This is a genomic window from Spirosoma aerophilum (assembly GCF_054782495.1).
This window is the reverse complement of record NZ_BAAGSJ010000036.1, coordinates 424,254-442,644: the sequence shown is the minus strand read 5'-3', so window position 1 is coordinate 442,644 and position 18,391 is coordinate 424,254. Positions and strand designations below refer to the sequence as shown.

The window sequence follows — 18,391 nt, the reverse complement described above, 5'->3', positions numbered from 1 at the left end:
ACTAGCTGTACGTATAAGCTAAATTTTGATCGAGCTAACCCATTATTCACGTTAGTTAGTACATACCGTGAAGTATGAGTAACTGGGCTATACGTTTTTGTCATCCCGACCGGTCCGCCGGTGCGGCAGGAGGGATCTTCGAGAGAGACGCAGTTACTCTAACTTAACGTGAATAATGGGTTGATTAGCTTAAAATCTAGCTTATACGCAGTTATCACCCACGTTATGTTTTGCAGCAATTAGATCAAAAAGCTTTCACCACAGAGGCACAAAGAACACAGAGGTTGATCAGGAAACTTTATTCCCTAATCAACCTCTGTGTTCTTTGTGCCTCTGTGGTGAAAGCTTTTTGATATAGCCTGGATTCTGATCTTCAGTTAAACGAATGCTAACCAGCATTCAGCCATTATTCACGTTAACTTACCGAAGATCCCTCCTGCTGCACCGGCGGCCGGTCGGGATGACAAAAAAATAGCTATTTTAAAAAACGAGGGCTTACGTAATACTACTATTTGATCTAGCGCGAGCACTGGTTCGCTACTTTCAAGCTACACCTTCCACTGCACGTACCGCCAGTTCAGCATTATACCTCCGCTGGAAATAAATAAACGATCCAATCACCAGCACACCGTATACCACCGACAGAATATAAGCACCGTCCATGAAAAACTCGCGGTAGCTGATGTTGGCATGGCCGAAATTTTTGTAGAGTAACACGCCGACACTGCCCAGATAGCCGTACCAGTCAGCCAGCGTGACCATAAAGCCGACTGTGCTTACATACCGGAAGGAGGCAATCAATCGCTCAAAATATAGGCCATTGCAGGGTACGTAGGCCATGTATAGACCCAGACCTGTCAGCAGAAACCAGTTACCAGCCGAGAGTGCACCGGTGGAGTACGCATAAGTGCTCAGTCCAACTAAGGCCCCACCGGCCAGCATGAGGCCGTTAAGAAAGGCAAACGCCCGAAAATTCTGCGTTACCCGCTGAAGCAACGCCATGACAATCAGGATACCAAGGGCCACCAGCGTTTCCGTCTTGGCAAAAATGCCGGGGTTCTCGACACCCGCATCTTTCAAGATTTCAGGGCCGAAATTATCGCGAAAATCGCGGAAGGCCGAAAGCAGCACATAGGAAGCAATCAATAAGACCAAACCCAGTCGAAAATTACGGACAAAAGCCCGCCGTTCGGCCCCGTCCATGGGCTTGCGTTCGGTACGCAGGGCGCGATCTTCATCGGTGGGAGGTGGCAGTAAAGTCAGGGCGTACACCGAGATCAGCATGGGCAGCACAAACAACATACCCGTTACAAACGGCAGCCAGAACTCCGACACGCCCCAATCGGCCCGAATGGTAAGGGCCACCGTTTTCACGAAGCCCGATGCGAAGATAAACGAAGCGGTCAGCCCGGCGACCAGACCGTCCGTTTGCCGACGGCCTTCCAAAAAGCCGATCATGGTGCCGTAGACCATCCCCAGCGGCAAACCGTTCAGGAAAAGAAATATAATATTATACGGGGCCGGAACCAGCGCGAAGCCAAGCAGGGCCAGCAACGCAAAACCTACAAAAAACAATAAACTAATGGCCCGGCGTCCCGGCGACATTTCCGCCACGACCTTCACCCCAATGCCTTTCGACACAGCATAGCCAAACACCTGAGCCGTAACGAGCCATATTTTGTAACTGATACCTGCAAAGGCCATCCCCTCGAACGTAACGGCGGTGATTCCTTTTCGGAAAGCATACATACAGGCATACGTGCAGAAGGCAGCAGTAGCGCCAAAGAGCATGAACGCCGTTGGATTACGTAAAAAAGCAGGGGATTTCACGAATAGCTTACGTTAGTTGATGTTCTGAGAGTTGAGAATGCTTGGTGAACGATACGTATGTCCGCACTTAACTCAGGAGTGCAAGAACGCAAGATAAAACAAAATCGACCGCTGCAACTTCGTTCCATAAAAAGTCCGGCGGCTTACCAGTTCACCAGTACCGACAGCCAGGCGCTTCGCCCAATGCCATCAACACCGGAACCGTGGGTTCGATATGCCTCGTTGGTCAGATTTTGCAGCTCGGCACTGAGGGTCAGGGAACGCCAGCGGTAGCCACCGTTCAGGTTAATAATCTGCCAGGCAGGTGTGCCGCCTTTCGTTATTCGATTGTCGTCTTTATCGCCCTGGGCCAGCCGGGTTTGAGCCCCGGCCACGAGTAACTCAGCCCGCGCCCACCAGCCGGCAACGGGTTGATAGGTCAGACTCAGCCGACCGTTGACGGGGGGAATCCGGCGAAAAGGTTCGTTGGCCGTTTTGTTCTGCCCGTAGGTGTAAGTAACTCCGGCATAGGCCAGCCAGTTATCAGTAAACTCATATTCGACGTCGGCTTCGAGGCCGCGAATGAATGACTCGGCGCTGTTTTGTTTGAGATAGACCGGATACCCCTGAAGAGAGTCCGCCCCCGCCCGAACCCGGCTAATGAAATTGCTCAAGCTGTTATGGTAGGCCAGTACCGTAGCCGACAGTCGTTTTGTACGGATTTTCACCCCAAGTTCTTTATTAAATGACTGCTCCGGCTTTAGGTTGGCATTGGGCACTTCGTACCGAAAATCGACAATACCCAGCGTACCGAGGTCATCGACATTGGGCGCACGAAAGGCAGACTGCACCGACCCTACCACCCGCACCGCAGGCACAATCGCATACGAAGCACCTACATGACCAACCACCGCCGACGGCTGTACCTGTGCATTACCCGTTCCTGCCGAACCCAGTCTTTGCTCTGGTATTTGGATCGAGAACGTATTGTAACGTGCTCCGCCAGTGAGGGTAAGGCGGTCAAATGTCAGGGTATGGAGCGAAAAAACAGCCAGACTGTTCATCGAAGCATCATCGGGATAAAGACCTCTTTTGGGCGTTACAGTTTGGGTTTGGGTATTGATGTCTTCGCGTTTGCTACCAACTCCGTCATGATACCATTCAACGCCGTTCTGCATCTGCCAGAAACGCGCCGGATTGGAACGAACAAGAAGCGTCAGTCCGGTAGACGTCGTTTCATCGCGCTCATAGATGGCGGTCGGGTTACCGTTTCGCTGGCTTTGACGTCCTTCCGTTTGCTGCTGCCAGGAGGCCGTTAGCTGCACCGACTCAAGCCAGGGGCGATTATAAAATCCTTCGAGCCGGGCATAGGCCAGCTTCCGCCGTTGCGGATTAAATTGATAGTAGGCATAATTCTCCAGCTTAACGCGGTGGTATACCGGCACACTATCCTGATTCAAGTGCTGATACGCAGCCGTTGCCACCAGGCGGTTCGAGAGCCGAAAGCGGGCTTTAATATCGCCGGAAAGCTGATTATAACCCGTTGGCGATTCTTTACCGAGCCCCTCCCCCGCTACCAGATCACCGAATTTTCGGTAAGCTAAACCACCCAGAACGGCCACATTGGGCGACGAAAACCCTAATTCGGCCCGGCCGCTGTACTCCATATTCTGCGTCATGGCTTTACCGAAAAAGCTTCCCGTTACACCCGGCTTATCCGAAAATTGCGGGGTTTTAGTCAGCACATTGATAACACCCCCAATGGCATCGGACCCGTAGGCCACCGAGCCTGTGCTCCGAACCACTTCGATCTGGCGAACGCTCTGTGGGTCGATGGTAGTTAGGTATTGATTGGGGCCAGAGCGAAACGTGGCGTTGTTGAGCCGGATACCATCGACCAGCAATAGGGTCTGCTGGCCCGTTAATCCCCGCACAAACGGCGACCCGCCCCCATGATTCGTTTTCTGCAACCAGACGCCCGTTGTACCAAATAACGCTTCGGGAACTGTGCGGGGAGCCCGCTGACGTAAATCGCGCGCCGATACCACGCTGGTCACTTCGGGCCGAATGAAGTCGGACGATTCGACGCGCTGCGCCGTGGTGACGGTTTGTTGGTTAAGCTGTAGGATTACGGGTGACAGCCGAATCGACAGTTTCACGTCTGACCGGCCTGGCGAAACAGCTTCCTCCTGCGCCCGATACCCAACTGAACTAATACGGAGCGTACTGTTACCAGCCGGAACATTGTACAGCTTAAACTCACCGAGCGAATTGGTAATGGTTCCCTGACTCGTTTGCAGAACGCGCACGGCCACACCAGCAAGCGGCAGGTCGGTTCGTGCATCCCGGACAATGCCGGTCAGGGTTTGGGCATGAGCCAGGAAGCTACTCAGCAGACAGAAAAGAAGAATGGGTAAGCGATTCATTTATAAATAAAAAGATTTAATACTGCCAACCGGGACGGTCTAGGTAGACATGACTTTACGAAGGTCACACCCGACCGTCCCGGTCAGTACTACGTTAATATTCCCCGTTCTGCTGGCGGTAATGTTCGGCGCGCTGGTCGGCACGGTCGTCCATTTCGGGGCCTTTCTGGATTTTGCGCCAGTCGAATACCTTTTTGTAAGGCTTCATGGCTGCTTGCGGATCAAATACCCGGCCATCGGGCAGTACGACTTCATAAGGGCGAAAGTCGGGCTTGTCCGTGAAGAAATCCTGTAACAAAGAAGCCGTCTGGTCATACTGGTTCACGTACGGTACACCGAGGATGTTGTACATCGTTTTAAGCACCGACCCGAAGTTGGCGTGCGTGTGCGATACATAGCCCCGTTTAACATAGGGTCCGGCCATCAGCAATACTGACCGGTGCGCGTCGACGTGGTCGACGCCCCCCTGCGGGTCATCTTCCGTAATGATGACGAGCATATTCTTCCAGTATTTGGTACGCGAGAGAAAATGCAGCACCCGACCAACCGCCAGATCGTTATCGGCCATGTACGAATGCAGATACGGATAGGCGAAGTCCGGACGAGGCCCGGCACCGTGGTCGTTCGGTATCTGCATCGTCACGAACTGGGGCATTTTCTCTTTCCCCTTGATCCACTTCGCCGTAAACTCCCGCTCAAACTGCTCCATGCGGTACTGGTCGGGTACGTTGGTGTTGTATCCCGCAAAGTCGCGCGAGGTGTGCGGGTACACGGCTTTTGGCATAGGGAACACCACCGACTGGGCCGCGCCAAACTGCGTCGTTGTCCACTCTTCTACATTGCCGGCAAATTCATTGACCTGACCGAAGTTGTAGAGCGAAACTTTGTGGCGTTCAAAAGCCTCCCAAAGACCGCCGATCTCGTTGTAATCTTCCGGATCTATCGCGCCGGACGCTTTGGGAAACCGCCGACCGGGCGCTTTGGAATCCATGTCGAACCGCCCTTCCGAAGCGGCATTAGCCTCCACCCATTCGTTGGGAATGGTACCCAGCATCCAGTGATGCCCATGAATACTCGCATCCGAATCGCAGTAGAAATTATCGGAGAACGCAAACTGTCGGGCTACCCGCAGGTGATTCGGCATGATGTCGGCACCCGTTACGCGAACGCTGTCTACAGCATTATCGGTGGTTCGACCGCTGGTTCCCCGACTGGTTGACACGCGGGTCTTAATGGTGACGCCTTCGCCAAAGCGGGCCAGTGTCGAATCGCCATTAGCTGACTTCAGCTGCCCCAGTACCTCATCATACGTCCGATTTTCTTTCGTGATGTACACAATGTGTTTGATGGGCGACTGGCGCGTTTTGGGTAATACCGGCAACGGATTCCGGCCATCGTCGGTGAGGGTAACGATCTCGTACGTATTCGCCAGCACCTGCTTTGTGTAGGTTGCCAGCTGAGTGGCATCCGGCACCGAAACGGCCTGGAAGGTACCTAGTTGAATATCGCCGATATACGTACCCTGCGGTGGCTTCACGAAGGCAGCGCCCCCGTTCGGGCCAGCCCCGTGCCCCCTTGCCGAAATCACATAAGCGGTTTTCTCATCCGGCGACAGAGCTACCCGCGTTGGCCCCCAGCCAGTTGGAATTAACCCCCGAACCTTACGCGTGGGCACATCCACAACGGCCACGGCATTGAGCGCCAGCAAGGCGACATACAGCGTCTTCTGGTCGTTGGTCAGGGCCATCCCAAAGGGCATCAACCCCCGGTAACGGTCCAGCTTCGGGTCGACTTTAAGGGCGATCGTACCCACTGGTTTTTTGCCCGATTTGCCGGGCTGTTTGTAGTCAAGAATGGAAATATTGTCGTTCGTGGCATTGGACACGTACGCGTACCGGCTACCCACCACCACCGAGTTGGGCGACGACCCGCCAACGACTTCGGCTTCCTCGATCATTTCACCAATCTGCACGCCCGTTTTGGCTTTATTCACCACCTTGTTCGTACTCAGATTAACGGTCCAGACGCTCATGGCTTCGTCGACCAGAGGGCTGCCCAATCCCGGAATCCGGCGGCCTTCTACCTCAACCCCTTCCGCCGACTCTTTGGTATGAGCCGCGTAGGGCGGGAATTTAAGCGCCATCGTGTCTTTATTAGTTTTGGTCACGCCCGGCACTTTGGGATAGGCATATAAGCCCACGTTCGCGACAAAAGCCAGTTTACGATCAGGGCTAATGGCAAGGCCGAAGGGTTGACGACCCGTTGGAATAGACGCTGTGATTTTTTTTGTGGCAATATCGATGCGTACCATCCGAAAATTCGCCCGGTCAAGCACCAGCAGTTCGTTGCCATTCAGGAGTAAGTCAGACGTGAAGCTATCAGCATAACCATTGCCATCGAGGCTGATGCTGTCGATGGTTCGGAACTGCTCCGTATCGAAGACCAGCACTCGCCCTTTGTCGCCATTGCTCAGGTAAGCCGTGCGGTTGTCGGGGGCAAAGGCCACGCCCAGAAACGACCCCGCTTTGAGGGCGGGCGGTATGGTTCCGGCATAATCGGGAACTCGGGTAGCCTGCAGCGAAGCCAGATTGAAGACGGTCAGGATGCCATCGTGCAGCGAAACCGCCTTCTGTCCATTGGGTGAAATGGCGAGTCCAAACGGGTCATTGGCAATGCGGATGGTTTGACCCGCCGGTGTCACATAGCGACCACTCGGCAAAACAGATTTTCCATTAACGTCTATTTTACAAAACTCAGTCCTACCGGGCACCTGTAAGGTTGTGTAGGTTTTGACACCAGCGGATACCGCAGCGGTTCGGGCAGGACGGGGCTGTGCAATGGAATGAAGCGCAGTAAAAAGTAAACCCAAAAGGAAAAAGTACTTCATAGCAGGGCTAATGAAAAGGTGGGTGAAGGGGGTTGATTAGGTTGTGTAATTCAGTACAACGGAGTATCACCCCTCAGGCCGTCAGGCCTATTTGGCATCCTTTTAGGCCTGACGGCCCAACGGAGTACCACTCCGTTGTACAGAGTCACACAACCTAGTCAACCCGGTTGGCATTGCGCTCTACAATCGACATATAATAGTCAATACCGGGGGTTGGCAAACCGGGAATTTTGGCCTGTTCATCCCAGGTCCGCATAAGCAGAATACCTTTGAAATAAGGATTCGTTTCGAAAGCCGCAGCTTCAATGGCCGTCATTGGTCCACCCTGAAACTCCAGCGTTTTCAGACTCGCTTCTGACAGGCGGGCAAAGTAGTCCGGATTTTTATAGACCAGGTACCGCTTGGCGTTAACGTGATTCTCGATCAGTTGCGCTACTTTCTCCGAGAAACCCTGCTCCCGCAGGTAGTCGGCACCAAGCCGCTCGTGGTCGACGGTGCCGTATCCATCCATATAGCCCATCGTGGATTCGACGCCCACCAGATCGGGTGGCAGCAGATGACCAATGTCGTGCAGAAAAGCGGCCACGATGGTGTCGTCATCGGCACCGGCTTCTTCGGCTAATTGAGCGCACTGAAGTGCATGTTCGAGTTGGGTGATCGGCTCGCCGAAGTAGGCGTCGTCACCGCCCTGAGCAAAGAGGTTGGCAATGGTTTGCATAGGTAATGCCGGGCATCTCGCCCGGGAGGGTATGTGGTAATTATAGAGTCAGCAGGAAAGAAACGAACAGGCCCGAAGGCCGGCAGGGACGCCCGGTTCTACGTATAGGACAAATACGTTCGTTCTATACTGCCGTCGTCGTACAAATCAAAGAGGGCGTATCCGGCTTTCGTTTGCTGATAAACGTCGCTTTTCCACCAGTTACCGCTAACGGCCCCGTTGCAAAGGTAAGTCACGCCGTTGTACTCAACCCGGTCCAGTAAATGCATGTGCCCACTCAGGGCCGCTTTTACATTTGGATACTGATAAAATAGCTTAAGCAACTCGGGGGTGTTGGCCAGAACAAGACCTGCCGAGATGTTCCAAATGCCTTCTTTCACGTTCGTCTCGCTGAAAAAGCCGGTCGGGCTAAAAATTGGAATGTGTGACAGAACCAGAATGGGCGTTTTCGGATTTGTTTTGGCCAGGTCAGCTTTCAGCCAGTCCATTTGTTCAGGATCAATGTTGCCGGTATACCATTTACCGTCGGGTTTGGGCTGCACACTGTCCAGAACAATAAAATGCCAGCCGTTCCGGTCGAAACTCCGGTAGCGACCACTGATTTTCATCTGGTCGATAGCCCACTTCTTCCCATACAGCAAATCACTCTTAGCATTCTCGAAACCCCAGATATCGTGATTACCGATGCAATACTCGATAGGCAGTGAATTATCGGACTTGACGAGTTTGTTCCAGGCATCCCACTGCTGCTGTACCTTCTGCCGGTCTTCGGCCAGCGCATCCATGATCACATCGCCCCCATGCAGGATAAACGACGGCTTATCGGATTGGCTTTGGGCATGATGGAAGCACCTGGCGACACTTTCGATCGGCTTAACGTCCGGTGTAATGTGCGTATCGCCGAGGTAAGCGAAGCGAACGGAGCGCTTACGGGCCAGTTGTGGTTTTACAACTGTTTGGGCGCCTATTGTTGGCAATAAAGCCGCTGATTTGAGGAGGGTTCTACGGTTCATCAGTTCAGGAAAAAGACCTATAAGGTTTTTAAAACCTTATAGGTCTGCTAGCTACTTGTTTACTGTTCAGGCAGGGCGAGATTATTGCAACAACCACATAGTGGCGTTGATATCATCTTTACCGCCATACTGGTTAGTCAAAGCCGAATTCAGATTATCGCCGTTGGTGGTCCGCTCGCTTTGCGGATAGAGCCACCGTTTCGGAATCCGTCCGCTGTTGCTGGTACCTACACCCGTCAGGAAGGTCGGCACGCCCGTCCGGCGCTGGTTGTAAAACGCTTCCAGACCCGAATTCTGGAAAAACGCAATGTATTTCTGCGTCAGAATCTGGTTCAGGCCCGTGACGTTATTGCCGGCATATTTTACGGATGCCTGCGCCAGGTAATCAGCGAGACTCACTTTGACCGTGTAGTTGTCGAAGTTGAAAATACCCCCATCCCGCGAGAAGGTCACGGTGTTATCGCCATCTTTCAATCCGTAAAATTCCATCGACGCGGCAATGCCTTTCTGGTAATAGCTGGCGGCATCGCCCGTAGCCCAGCCCCGGTTGATGCCTTCGGCAATGTTAAACATCAGTTCAGGATAGCCGATAATGAACACGGGTTCGCCCAGATAGGACGTGTAATAATGCTTCCGGTTCTGGAACGAGTACTCCCCTTTCAGCACTTTAGTGGCCATATCCTGCAAATCCTCGCCCGACGAAGCACCCACAAAAGCCGCAAAATCGGTTGGTTGCAAACCCGATTTCAGCTTGGCAGATGCCGGTTCAGCGACGACGAACAGGCGCGGATCTTTACGCTCTACCAACAAATCGATGTAGGTTTTAGCCATGTTTTCGCGGGTGGCGTTCTGACCAAAGTTATCCTGATTGCGGGGGTATTTGCTCTGGGTGCTGTTGTGAATATATTGCAGATTATCGCTCAGACCCGTTGGCAGTGGATACCTGGTGGCGTTACCAACCATATCCGCGAACTTTTGCTTAACGGCGAGTTCCGTATCGCCTTCTTTCTTGCTCAGGCTAATGAGAACGCGTATCCGGTAGGCGTTAATGACCTTCTGCCACTTGCGCAGGTCATTGTTTAAATAAAAATCGCCCGCCAGCGTGTTATCGCCTTTGCTAATGATGGCCGCCATATCGGTGTTAGCATCATCGAGCCATTTCAGAATCTGGACATAAACGGCCTTCTGCGAATCGTACTTGGGTGTCAGATTACCCAAATCTTTCAGGGCTTCCGTCAGCGGAATATCGCCCACGCGCCGGGTCATATTTTCGTAGAAATACGCCCGAAAGAACTTACCCAGGGCAGCATAAGGGTTCACATCGGCGGCACCGGCCCGTTTGGCTTCGGCTTCCATTTTGATCACGTCTTTCAGCGTGAAAAAATTCAGGCTCGTCGTTGTCCAGTTATACTCATTGGTCGCGTAGTAATCGTAATTACTGGCGTAGAACTGGTTATAACGTTGTTCAGAACCCCAGGGCTGGTTTGTCACCCCCGAAAAACCGGACGGGCTGTTGCCACTGTTGTACATATCGTTCAAAATCCCCTTCAACACGAGGGAAGCCGGTGCATTTACGGCCCGGTTGGGGTCTTTTTCAAGTTCGTCGAACGACTTTTCGCAACTGGTTAGCCCTAACGCAATGGCCAATATGGGAAAAATAAGTTTGTTCAGTTTCATGATTTTTAAAGAGAGAAGAAGGAAAGAACGCAACCTGATAAGCAAGATTATTCGTCACTCATCATTCTACATTCTTCCCTAATTAAAAGGTCAGGTTCAGGTTGATACCGTAGCGACGAGTCGTTGGCGTTTGCAGATCCGAACGGCCACCGCTCGTAAACTGATCGATGTCGATGTCTGTCCGTTCGGCGAAGTAGAGGAGGTTACGGGCCACCAGCGAAACAGATGCCTGCTTGATACCCAGTCGGCTGGTGAACACCTGCGGCAGTGAATAGCCAACCACTACCTCACGAAGTTTTACGTACGTGCGGCTGATAATATTCCCACCGTCGAAGCCGTAGCGCCGGGCAATATAATCCTGCAAAAACGCTTTGGTTTCGTTTGGTTTATACTGCAGCTCAGCGTAGTTGGTTACGAAGCCATCTGAATTGTAGTTTATGACGGCTCCGTTGCTCACCTGAACGCCCTCTCCCAGATACGACTTGATTCCTTTTGTATCGTTCAGTCGAGCCACACCCATATCGCCCTGCACGGTGTTGATAATGCGACCGCCAGCCCATGTTTTTTGCTCAACGTAGTCAGAAATCACACCCCCCACACGCCCATCGACCTGGAAGCTGAAGGTCAGGTTTTTGTAGCTGAATCGGTTGTTCAGACCAAATACCCAATCCGGGTTGATGTTGCCAACATATTGCGCCACTGTGGTCCGAATAGGCCGTCCACCGGCATCGTTGATAATTTGTCCATCGGGCGTGCGCACGAAGGTTGAGGTGTAGTATTTATCCGTTCGGTCGCCAACTTTAAAGAAGGTGTTCAGCGCCGTTACCCCAGGATAGAAGTCTTTATACACCTCTTTATACGTCGACCAGTTGGCTAGTACATCCCAGTTCAGGCCACTGGGATTTGTCAATACTTTACCTGTCAGCGACAGTTCTATGCCTTTTTTCTGGGTTTTGATACCGTTCACCAGCGCGGATGAATAGCCGGTTGTTTCGGAAATAGGCAGATTGAAAATACGTGGGCCGTCGTCGCTGATATAATAAGCGGCATCGAAGGCCAGGCGGTTGTTCAGGAACCGAACGTCCAAACCTACCTCCGTCTGCGATGTACTGTTAGGCTTGATGTTGGGGTTGTTCAGCGCATTGGTAAAGTAGGCCGTTGATGTATTGTTAACCGTTAACGGTGTTCCGTATACGGCGGCATTCTGATAGGTTGGCCCGTCATACGACGACTGATACTGCTCTCCATAACCCAGCGACCAGTTTGGCACACCAATGGTCGATTGGGTCAGTCCGTCTTTTACATTGGCATACGAAGCCCGGAACTTCAGGAATGAAATGGCCTGGGGCAACCGCAGATAATCAGACAATACCGTACTCAACGCCACCGATGGATAGAAGAAAGTGTTGTTGCCTTTGGGCAGGGTCGATAATTTATCCATCCGGCCAGTCGTCGAGAGGGTTACGAAATCCTTCAGGGTAAAGTCAGCGGAGTAATAAGCCGACAGTACCCGCATATCGGACTGGAAGTTCGACGCAACAACCGGATTGAGCGAGTTGGCAAAGTTATACACGCCCGGCACGTTCAGGTAGTTGGTCGAGGTGTAGTTCGAGTTGTAGTTATACACCCGCAGGTTACCCCCCGCAATGGCGTTGACGTTCAGCAGCGGACTAACCCGCTTGTTGTATTTAAGCAGTAAGTCGGTGTTGTTATCCAGCAAATTCCGGCGGTCTTCACGGTAGTCACCTTTCGTTTCTTCACGGCCGTAGCTGGTCGCGGAATAGGGAAACTTCTCATTACGCAGCAGGTTCCAGGTTGACACCTGAGTACGCAGCGTGAGGTCAAGACCATCGGCAATGTTATATTTGAGGGAGGTCTGACCGACAATATCCGTTTTGTAATGTCCGCGCAGCCACTCTTTCGCCGTGAACCAGGGGTTATTATACCGCTGATACTCAGCATAAATCTGTTGCGTCCCCTCTTTACCCGGCTGCCAGTAATTCTTCAGCTGATCAACATCCCAGTCGGCACCACCCCAGATTACGATGTTATAAATCATGGAGTTGGGTCCGTAATTCACGTCGGGAATATTGGGCGTAAACTGGCGGTTTACCTGGACATCACCCTCAAACCGCAGGCGATTGGAGAAATTATAGCCCGTCGACACTTTGAACGTCGTGCTGTTCAGCTTGGTATTAGGCACCAGACCACGCTGGTAGTTATGCGATACCGAGAAACGCAGGTCATATTTCTCACCCGACGACGATACCGAGATGTTGTTGGTCGATAGAATACCAGCCTGCAAAAACCGCTTAAGGTTGTCTTTACCGCGAGCCACCCAGGGCGTACCTATCCGTTTGCCGGTAGCCGGATCGATAGGGCTGTCGTACTGGGGAATCAGCTGACCTTCGAAGCGAGGGCCCCAGATGTCGTAATCACCATCGTTTTTACCACCCCCTTTCCCGTCCACAAATTCATACACGCCATGGTCGCCGGGGCCGTATTCGTCTTGTACTTTTGGAATGGCCAGGAAGCCGTTGTCGACCATCTGGCTTGTGTTGACATCAACGGCAAAGCCACGCTTATCTTTTGTGCCACGTTTGGTCGTGATCAGGATCGCTCCGTTCTTACCCCGGAAACCATACAATGCCGACGCTGACGCTCCTTTCAGCACGGAGTACGTTTCAATATCGTCCGGGTTGATATTCCAGGTATCGGAGTTGATGGGTACCCCATCCACGACAAACAGCACATCGGTATTACCCCGCAGCACGATATTGGGCCGGCGCAACAGTTCGGCGGAGGCACCGATGGTCAGACCAGCTACTTTACCAACCAAACCATTCACGGCGTTCGGTTCACGGGCTTTCAGCAGTTGAGCACCGTCTACTGACTGAATGGAAACCCCCGTTTGCCGAATGTCTTTTTTGATACCAAGAGCCGTCACAACCACTTCGGTGAGCGTCCGGTCACCAGCCACCATCATCACGTCTAGTTTAGTACGATTCGCTACGGCTATTTCCTGAGTGGCATAGCCAATAAACGAGAATGTCAGGGTGCTGGACGGCTGTACATTGATCGAATAAGTACCATCAGCGCGCGACGTTGTACCGGCATTGGTTCCTTTAACAACGATAGATACCCCCGGCAGTGGCTGGTTATCATCGCCCGATGTGATGCGCCCGGTGATCGTCTGCGCCAGAGCCGACATACCGGATAACAGGCAAAATAAAAACGCCACGTACAAACGGCATACATCGCGGGAAGCGATTGTCCGTTGCCATGGCGCTGAAGATTGTAAACAGAGCTTCATACGTGTGACTGGTTAGTTTGCTTAAGTAAATTTCGGCAAAAGTATCATTTGGTTATTGGCTTAATATTAAGTATATATTACCAGTATATGAACAAAAAGGCAGAATATATATTCTGCCTTAATATTTAAATGCCAAATATTTTCATTTGCAAAAATGTTCAAAAGTTCATCCTAACCATTGCTGAATATTGCTTTCGGCAAAACCGGCACCCGAACTCATGCCTTTACCCCCTATTCCGGTCACTATCCGAATGTTATCGTCTATGGTATACTCAAAAATTTCATCTTTTGTCTGGCTGTAAAACCCGGCCCAGGTTTTACGAACGGTTAACGGGAAGGTAACAATGCGCCGGGCTTCGGCCAGCATCAGGTCATTGATAAAATCCTGCGTATGGTAACCGAGGTCTTCTGCCTGCGTTGCTTGGGCGTATTCGTGCGAGTCGCCCACAATGATGGAGCCATCTGTTGCCTGCTTGAAGAGAATATGGATACCCCACTTTTTGAGTTCAGCGAGGTGCTCGGGGGTGTTGGCCGATATTCGTTCGTAAGATGGACACTCCTGAAACGATTCATACCGGCGAATCGTAAGGCCCGTCAGTATATTCCCCGGCAAATCAAGACCAACCACCGGCTCAACCAGCAGCATCTGCAGTTTACTAACCACCAGACCAGCCTGAGCCAGCACATCGGGGAACAGCAGCCGAACTTCATGCCCACTGCATATAATAACCCGCTCCGCCTGAAACTGCTGCCGATTGCTGAGGGTCACAGTGGCTCCGCTGGCGTTCGACTGGGCATCGATCACCACCGAACCGGGACGGTAATCGACCCCGAACTTGTGCTGAACGAAAGTAATCAGCCGATGGATCATCTGCTCCGGCTCCACACTCATCTCCTGCGGGAAATAAATACCACCTACCACATAACCCGGCTGCAGGGTCGGGTATTTAGCCAGACACTGGGCTTTGGTCCACAACTCGCTCGTGTAGCCAATTTGCTGATACCGGTCGTGAAGCTCGTTGGCTAACGTCCACTCGTCGGTATCAGAAGCAATATAGACCGTACCATTCCGGCGTACGGAGATGTCGGTTTCCTGCTGAATATCCCGGTATATGTCCAGACTCCGCCGACCGTAGTCGAACCATCGTCCAGCCAGTCCCGAGGGTACTGCCTGCCCGAAATTGCGAACGGTGGCACCGATGGGATACTGGTCTTTTTCGAGCAGTAACACCCGTTTTCCGGCTTTAGCGGCATGGTAGGCGTGGAAGGTGCCGAGAGCTCCGGCACCAATTACAATCAGATCGTAAGAAAGCATATTCGATAATGTATAATGTAGCGTATAGAATGAAGAATATAATTCTATAACTACCCGGCTCACTCGCGGGCGATTTTAGTAATGGTATTTTACATTAAACATTAGTCATTGATACTTCCCGGGCTTCCAGCAGAGCCGGTAATTCCCGGAGCGATCCCAGCAACAGATCATGCGGATGTGATTCCAGCTGCTCGCGGGTATGGGTACCGTTTACAAGGCCCAGATTCAACGCGACCCCGGCTGCTCGTCCCGAGAGCAAATCAGACGGCGTATCCCCAATATTCACAACGGCTTTTGGGTTCGTAACCCCAAGCAGTTTCATGGCACGCTCGATCATTTGAGGGTACGGCCGCCCGCGCTCTACTTCATCGCTGGCAATGGACGCCTGTAGCAGGCTGTCCGCTGAGCCAACTCGTTGGTCGTTGAGGCCGTCGAGCCAGCCGAGTTTTCCCAAAATAATATCAGTCACCACACGATAAAAGCCTGTTGTGAGCGCAATGGCAATACCCCGTTCGTGCAGGTAGGCGAAGGTCTCGAGACACCCCTCGGTGGGTATTGCGCCCTGCGTGAGGTAATGATTTTCCAGAATCCGACGGAAGGCATCGTACGAAACATCAACTTTTGGCTGAACGTCAGGACTGTCTTCGCCCAATTGCTCTTTCCAGAGCGTTTCAAACACATAGCGTTTAGAAAGCCCCTGCATGGCCAGAATGCGCTCATCAGTAACCGACAAACCGGTTTCGACGGCAGCCTCCGCGAAACATCGCTCTACCTCATGATGGTCGGTTACGGTGGTGCCCGCCATATCAAATACCACTAGTTCAATTGGTTGCATAGTTCAGAGAATGAGAGGGAAAAGTAAGCAAATCAACAGAAACTTTTGTTACGGTGTGCTTTTGCTGGATTAAGAAATAAATAATTCCATGAATTTGCCAATACCCATCACTTACCGAAATGTTACGACTGCTACGCCAATCCTCTTTCTTCCCTTGTCGGCCATTCTCTACCGAACGAATATAATTTTAAAAAGACGGACCATAAAATCCGGCTAACCTCCCTTTTATAGCTCAACTCATAAGACGTTCAGATCGTATAGAAAATAAAACGTTTTTAAGATTCCCTTTTTACGTCGCAAGCGTTACCGCAAACGTTTGCGGTGACGCTTATCAGCAAATCGTACTTTTTCTTATTAAAAAAGGGCATAAAATTGTATTAGCCCTTTACATTCGTGTGAGATACCTATACAAGAAAAATGAAAATGATAGGTGTAAGCTTTTGGATTAACTAAGGCTCAACTTGTCATTTTGTATTTTTCGAAGTCAATGAAATTCCCCCTCAACGATCAGACAACGACTAAATCACTGTTACCATCTGGTAATTTTACCCCCATGCAAACCGAAATGTCAACGCAGACAGCTAGCCAAACCGCATCCCAGACTATTTTCGAAAGCCGTTATGCATCTTCGCCAGGCGAAGTGAAAGGCATGGATACAACGCAACTCCGGCAAAATTTCCTGATTGATCCCCTGTTCGTTCCCAATCAGTTCCAGTGGGTTTTATCTTTCTTCGATCGATATCTGACGGGTGGCATTATGCCCGTTGACGGCCCCGTTACCCTCGACACACCCGATCAACTCAAAGCGAAATACTTTCTGGAACGGCGGGAACTGGGTATCATCAACGTAGGGGGTGCTGGTCAGGTCATTGCCGATGGTACATCGTACGATCTGGACTATAAAGAAGCCCTGTACATCGGCCAGGGAACGCAGGAGATTCAATTCATCTCAACAGATGCCAATGCTCCCGCTAAATTTTACCTTAACTCGACTCCGGCTCACAAGAATTATCCGACCCGTAAAGTATCCCGGACCGATGCCGAAGTAGTTACCTTAGGCAGCATGGAAACGGCCAACCACCGGGTCATCAACAAGCTGCTGGTCAACAGTGTATTGCCAACCTGCCAGTTGCAGATGGGTATGACCGAGCTGAAGGCCGGAAGTGTCTGGAACACCATGCCCGCGCACACCCACGACCGGCGGATGGAAGTCTATTTCTACTTCGAAGTGCCGCAGGGCCAGAGCGTTTGTCATTTTATGGGTCAGCCACAGGAAACACGCCACATCTGGATACAGAACGAACAGGCGGTTATTTCGCCCAACTGGTCGATTCACTCGGGAGCCGGTACATCCAACTACACCTTTATCTGGGGGATGGCCGGAGAAAACCTCGATTATGGCGACATGGACTTCTGCGCGATAACCGATCTGAAGTAAGCACTCGTTGGCACAAGGGCAATTCCTAATTTAAAAGCATACATGAGCTCAGTCCTCAATACATTCTCATTAACCGGTAAACTGGCACTGGTAACGGGCTGCAAACGCGGTATTGGCAAAGCCATGGCCGAAGCGCTGGCCGAAGCCGGAGCCGACATTATTGGTGTTTCGGCCAACCTGGAGCGGGAAGGCAGCGCCGTAGCCGGTTCTGTTCAGGCGCTTGGCCGGAAATTCTACGCTTATCAGGCTGATTTCAGTAAGCGTGAATCTGTCTATGCCTTTATCGAACAGGTAAAGAAAGACCACCCCGTTATCGACATTCTGGTCAATAATGCGGGCACTATCCTGCGCAAACCCGCTGCTGAACACCCGGACGAATACTGGGACGAAGTGATTGCGGTTAACCAGACGGCTCAGTTCATCCTCACCCGCGAAATCGGGAAAGACATGGTCGAGCGAGGGAGTGGAAAGGTCATTTTCACGGCTTCCCTGCTGACATTTCAGGGCGGGGTTACGGTGCCGGGCTATGCAGCCAGCAAAGGCGCAGTGGGCAGTCTGGTGAAAGCCTTCGCTAACGAGTGGGCATCCAAAGGCGTTAATGTCAATGCCATTGCCCCCGGCTATATTTCAACGGACAATACCGAAGCGTTGCGCAACGACCCCATCCGCAGCAAATCCATCCTGGATCGGATACCGGCCGCTCGCTGGGGCGAACCCGACGATTTTAAAGGGCCCACCGTTTTTCTGGCCTCCGCTGCCGCCAACTACGTCCACGGCACCATCCTCACCGTCGACGGCGGCTGGATGGGCCGTTAATGTACCCACGGACTTCAGTCCGTGTTTGCTACACAAGAAACCTTTTCCCAAAAAGATTAAAACCGTAGCTATCCCCGTGGGCTGGACTGCGTTCGGTTTTAGTCCGTGTTTCTATAGAGCATAAAGCAATTTTTTTTGTAAAAA

At 51.8% G+C, this 18,391-nt stretch carries 11 protein-coding genes; 2 read left to right on the top strand and 9 right to left on the bottom strand.

Going from position 1 to position 18,391, the window contains the following annotated elements; all coding sequences use genetic code 11:
• Nucleotides 1-543: 543 nt before the first annotated feature.
• From ACYVK4_RS29710 to ACYVK4_RS29670, 9 genes are all read right to left on the bottom strand, one after another.
• On the bottom strand, nucleotides 544-1,830 hold the full coding sequence (locus ACYVK4_RS29710; protein WP_461131214.1) for a DUF5690 family protein: 1,287 nt from the start codon (nucleotides 1,828-1,830) through the stop codon (nucleotides 544-546).
• A 143-nt stretch (nucleotides 1,831-1,973) separates the two neighbouring features.
• Nucleotides 1,974-4,235 carry a TonB-dependent receptor gene (locus tag ACYVK4_RS29705; protein ID WP_461131213.1) on the bottom strand — a complete coding sequence of 754 codons (2,262 nt, stop codon included), beginning with the start codon at nucleotides 4,233-4,235 and terminating at the stop codon, nucleotides 1,974-1,976.
• 94 nt (nucleotides 4,236-4,329) lie between these two features.
• On the bottom strand, nucleotides 4,330-7,122 hold the full coding sequence (locus tag ACYVK4_RS29700; protein ID WP_461131212.1) for a phosphoesterase: 2,793 nt from the start codon (nucleotides 7,120-7,122) through the stop codon (nucleotides 4,330-4,332).
• A gap of 154 nt (nucleotides 7,123-7,276) precedes the next feature.
• Nucleotides 7,277-7,840, bottom strand: a complete 564-nt coding sequence (locus tag ACYVK4_RS29695) for an HD domain-containing protein (RefSeq protein WP_461131211.1) — start codon at nucleotides 7,838-7,840, stop codon at nucleotides 7,277-7,279.
• Nucleotides 7,841-7,938: 98 nt separating this feature from the next.
• On the bottom strand, nucleotides 7,939-8,853 hold the full coding sequence (locus ACYVK4_RS29690; protein ID WP_461131210.1) for a metallophosphoesterase family protein: 915 nt from the start codon (nucleotides 8,851-8,853) through the stop codon (nucleotides 7,939-7,941).
• 81 nt (nucleotides 8,854-8,934) lie between these two features.
• Nucleotides 8,935-10,530 (bottom strand): SusD/RagB family nutrient-binding outer membrane lipoprotein, encoded by a 1,596-nt coding sequence (locus ACYVK4_RS29685; protein ID WP_461131209.1) that lies wholly within the window; start codon nucleotides 10,528-10,530, stop codon nucleotides 8,935-8,937.
• An 82-nt stretch (nucleotides 10,531-10,612) separates the two neighbouring features.
• Nucleotides 10,613-13,741 (bottom strand): SusC/RagA family TonB-linked outer membrane protein, encoded by a 3,129-nt coding sequence (locus ACYVK4_RS29680; protein ID WP_461131225.1) that lies wholly within the window; start codon nucleotides 13,739-13,741, stop codon nucleotides 10,613-10,615.
• Nucleotides 13,742-14,009: 268 nt separating this feature from the next.
• Nucleotides 14,010-15,158 (bottom strand): TIGR03364 family FAD-dependent oxidoreductase, encoded by a 1,149-nt coding sequence (locus ACYVK4_RS29675; protein WP_461131208.1) that lies wholly within the window; start codon nucleotides 15,156-15,158, stop codon nucleotides 14,010-14,012.
• Between the two features lie 94 nt (nucleotides 15,159-15,252).
• Entirely contained in the window at nucleotides 15,253-15,993 is a 741-nt protein-coding gene (locus tag ACYVK4_RS29670; RefSeq protein ID WP_461131207.1) for an HAD family hydrolase, read from the bottom strand.
• A 553-nt stretch (nucleotides 15,994-16,546) separates the two neighbouring features.
• On the opposite strand from ACYVK4_RS29670, the gene kduI reads away from it, so the two are divergent.
• Nucleotides 16,547-17,431, top strand: a complete 885-nt coding sequence (kduI, locus tag ACYVK4_RS29665; RefSeq protein ID WP_461131224.1) for a 5-dehydro-4-deoxy-D-glucuronate isomerase — start codon at nucleotides 16,547-16,549, stop codon at nucleotides 17,429-17,431.
• A 42-nt stretch (nucleotides 17,432-17,473) separates the two neighbouring features.
• Nucleotides 17,474-18,247: an SDR family NAD(P)-dependent oxidoreductase gene (locus ACYVK4_RS29660; RefSeq protein WP_461131206.1), complete on the top strand. Its 774-nt coding sequence runs from the start codon at nucleotides 17,474-17,476 to the stop codon at nucleotides 18,245-18,247.
• Nucleotides 18,248-18,391: the final 144 nt, after the last annotated feature.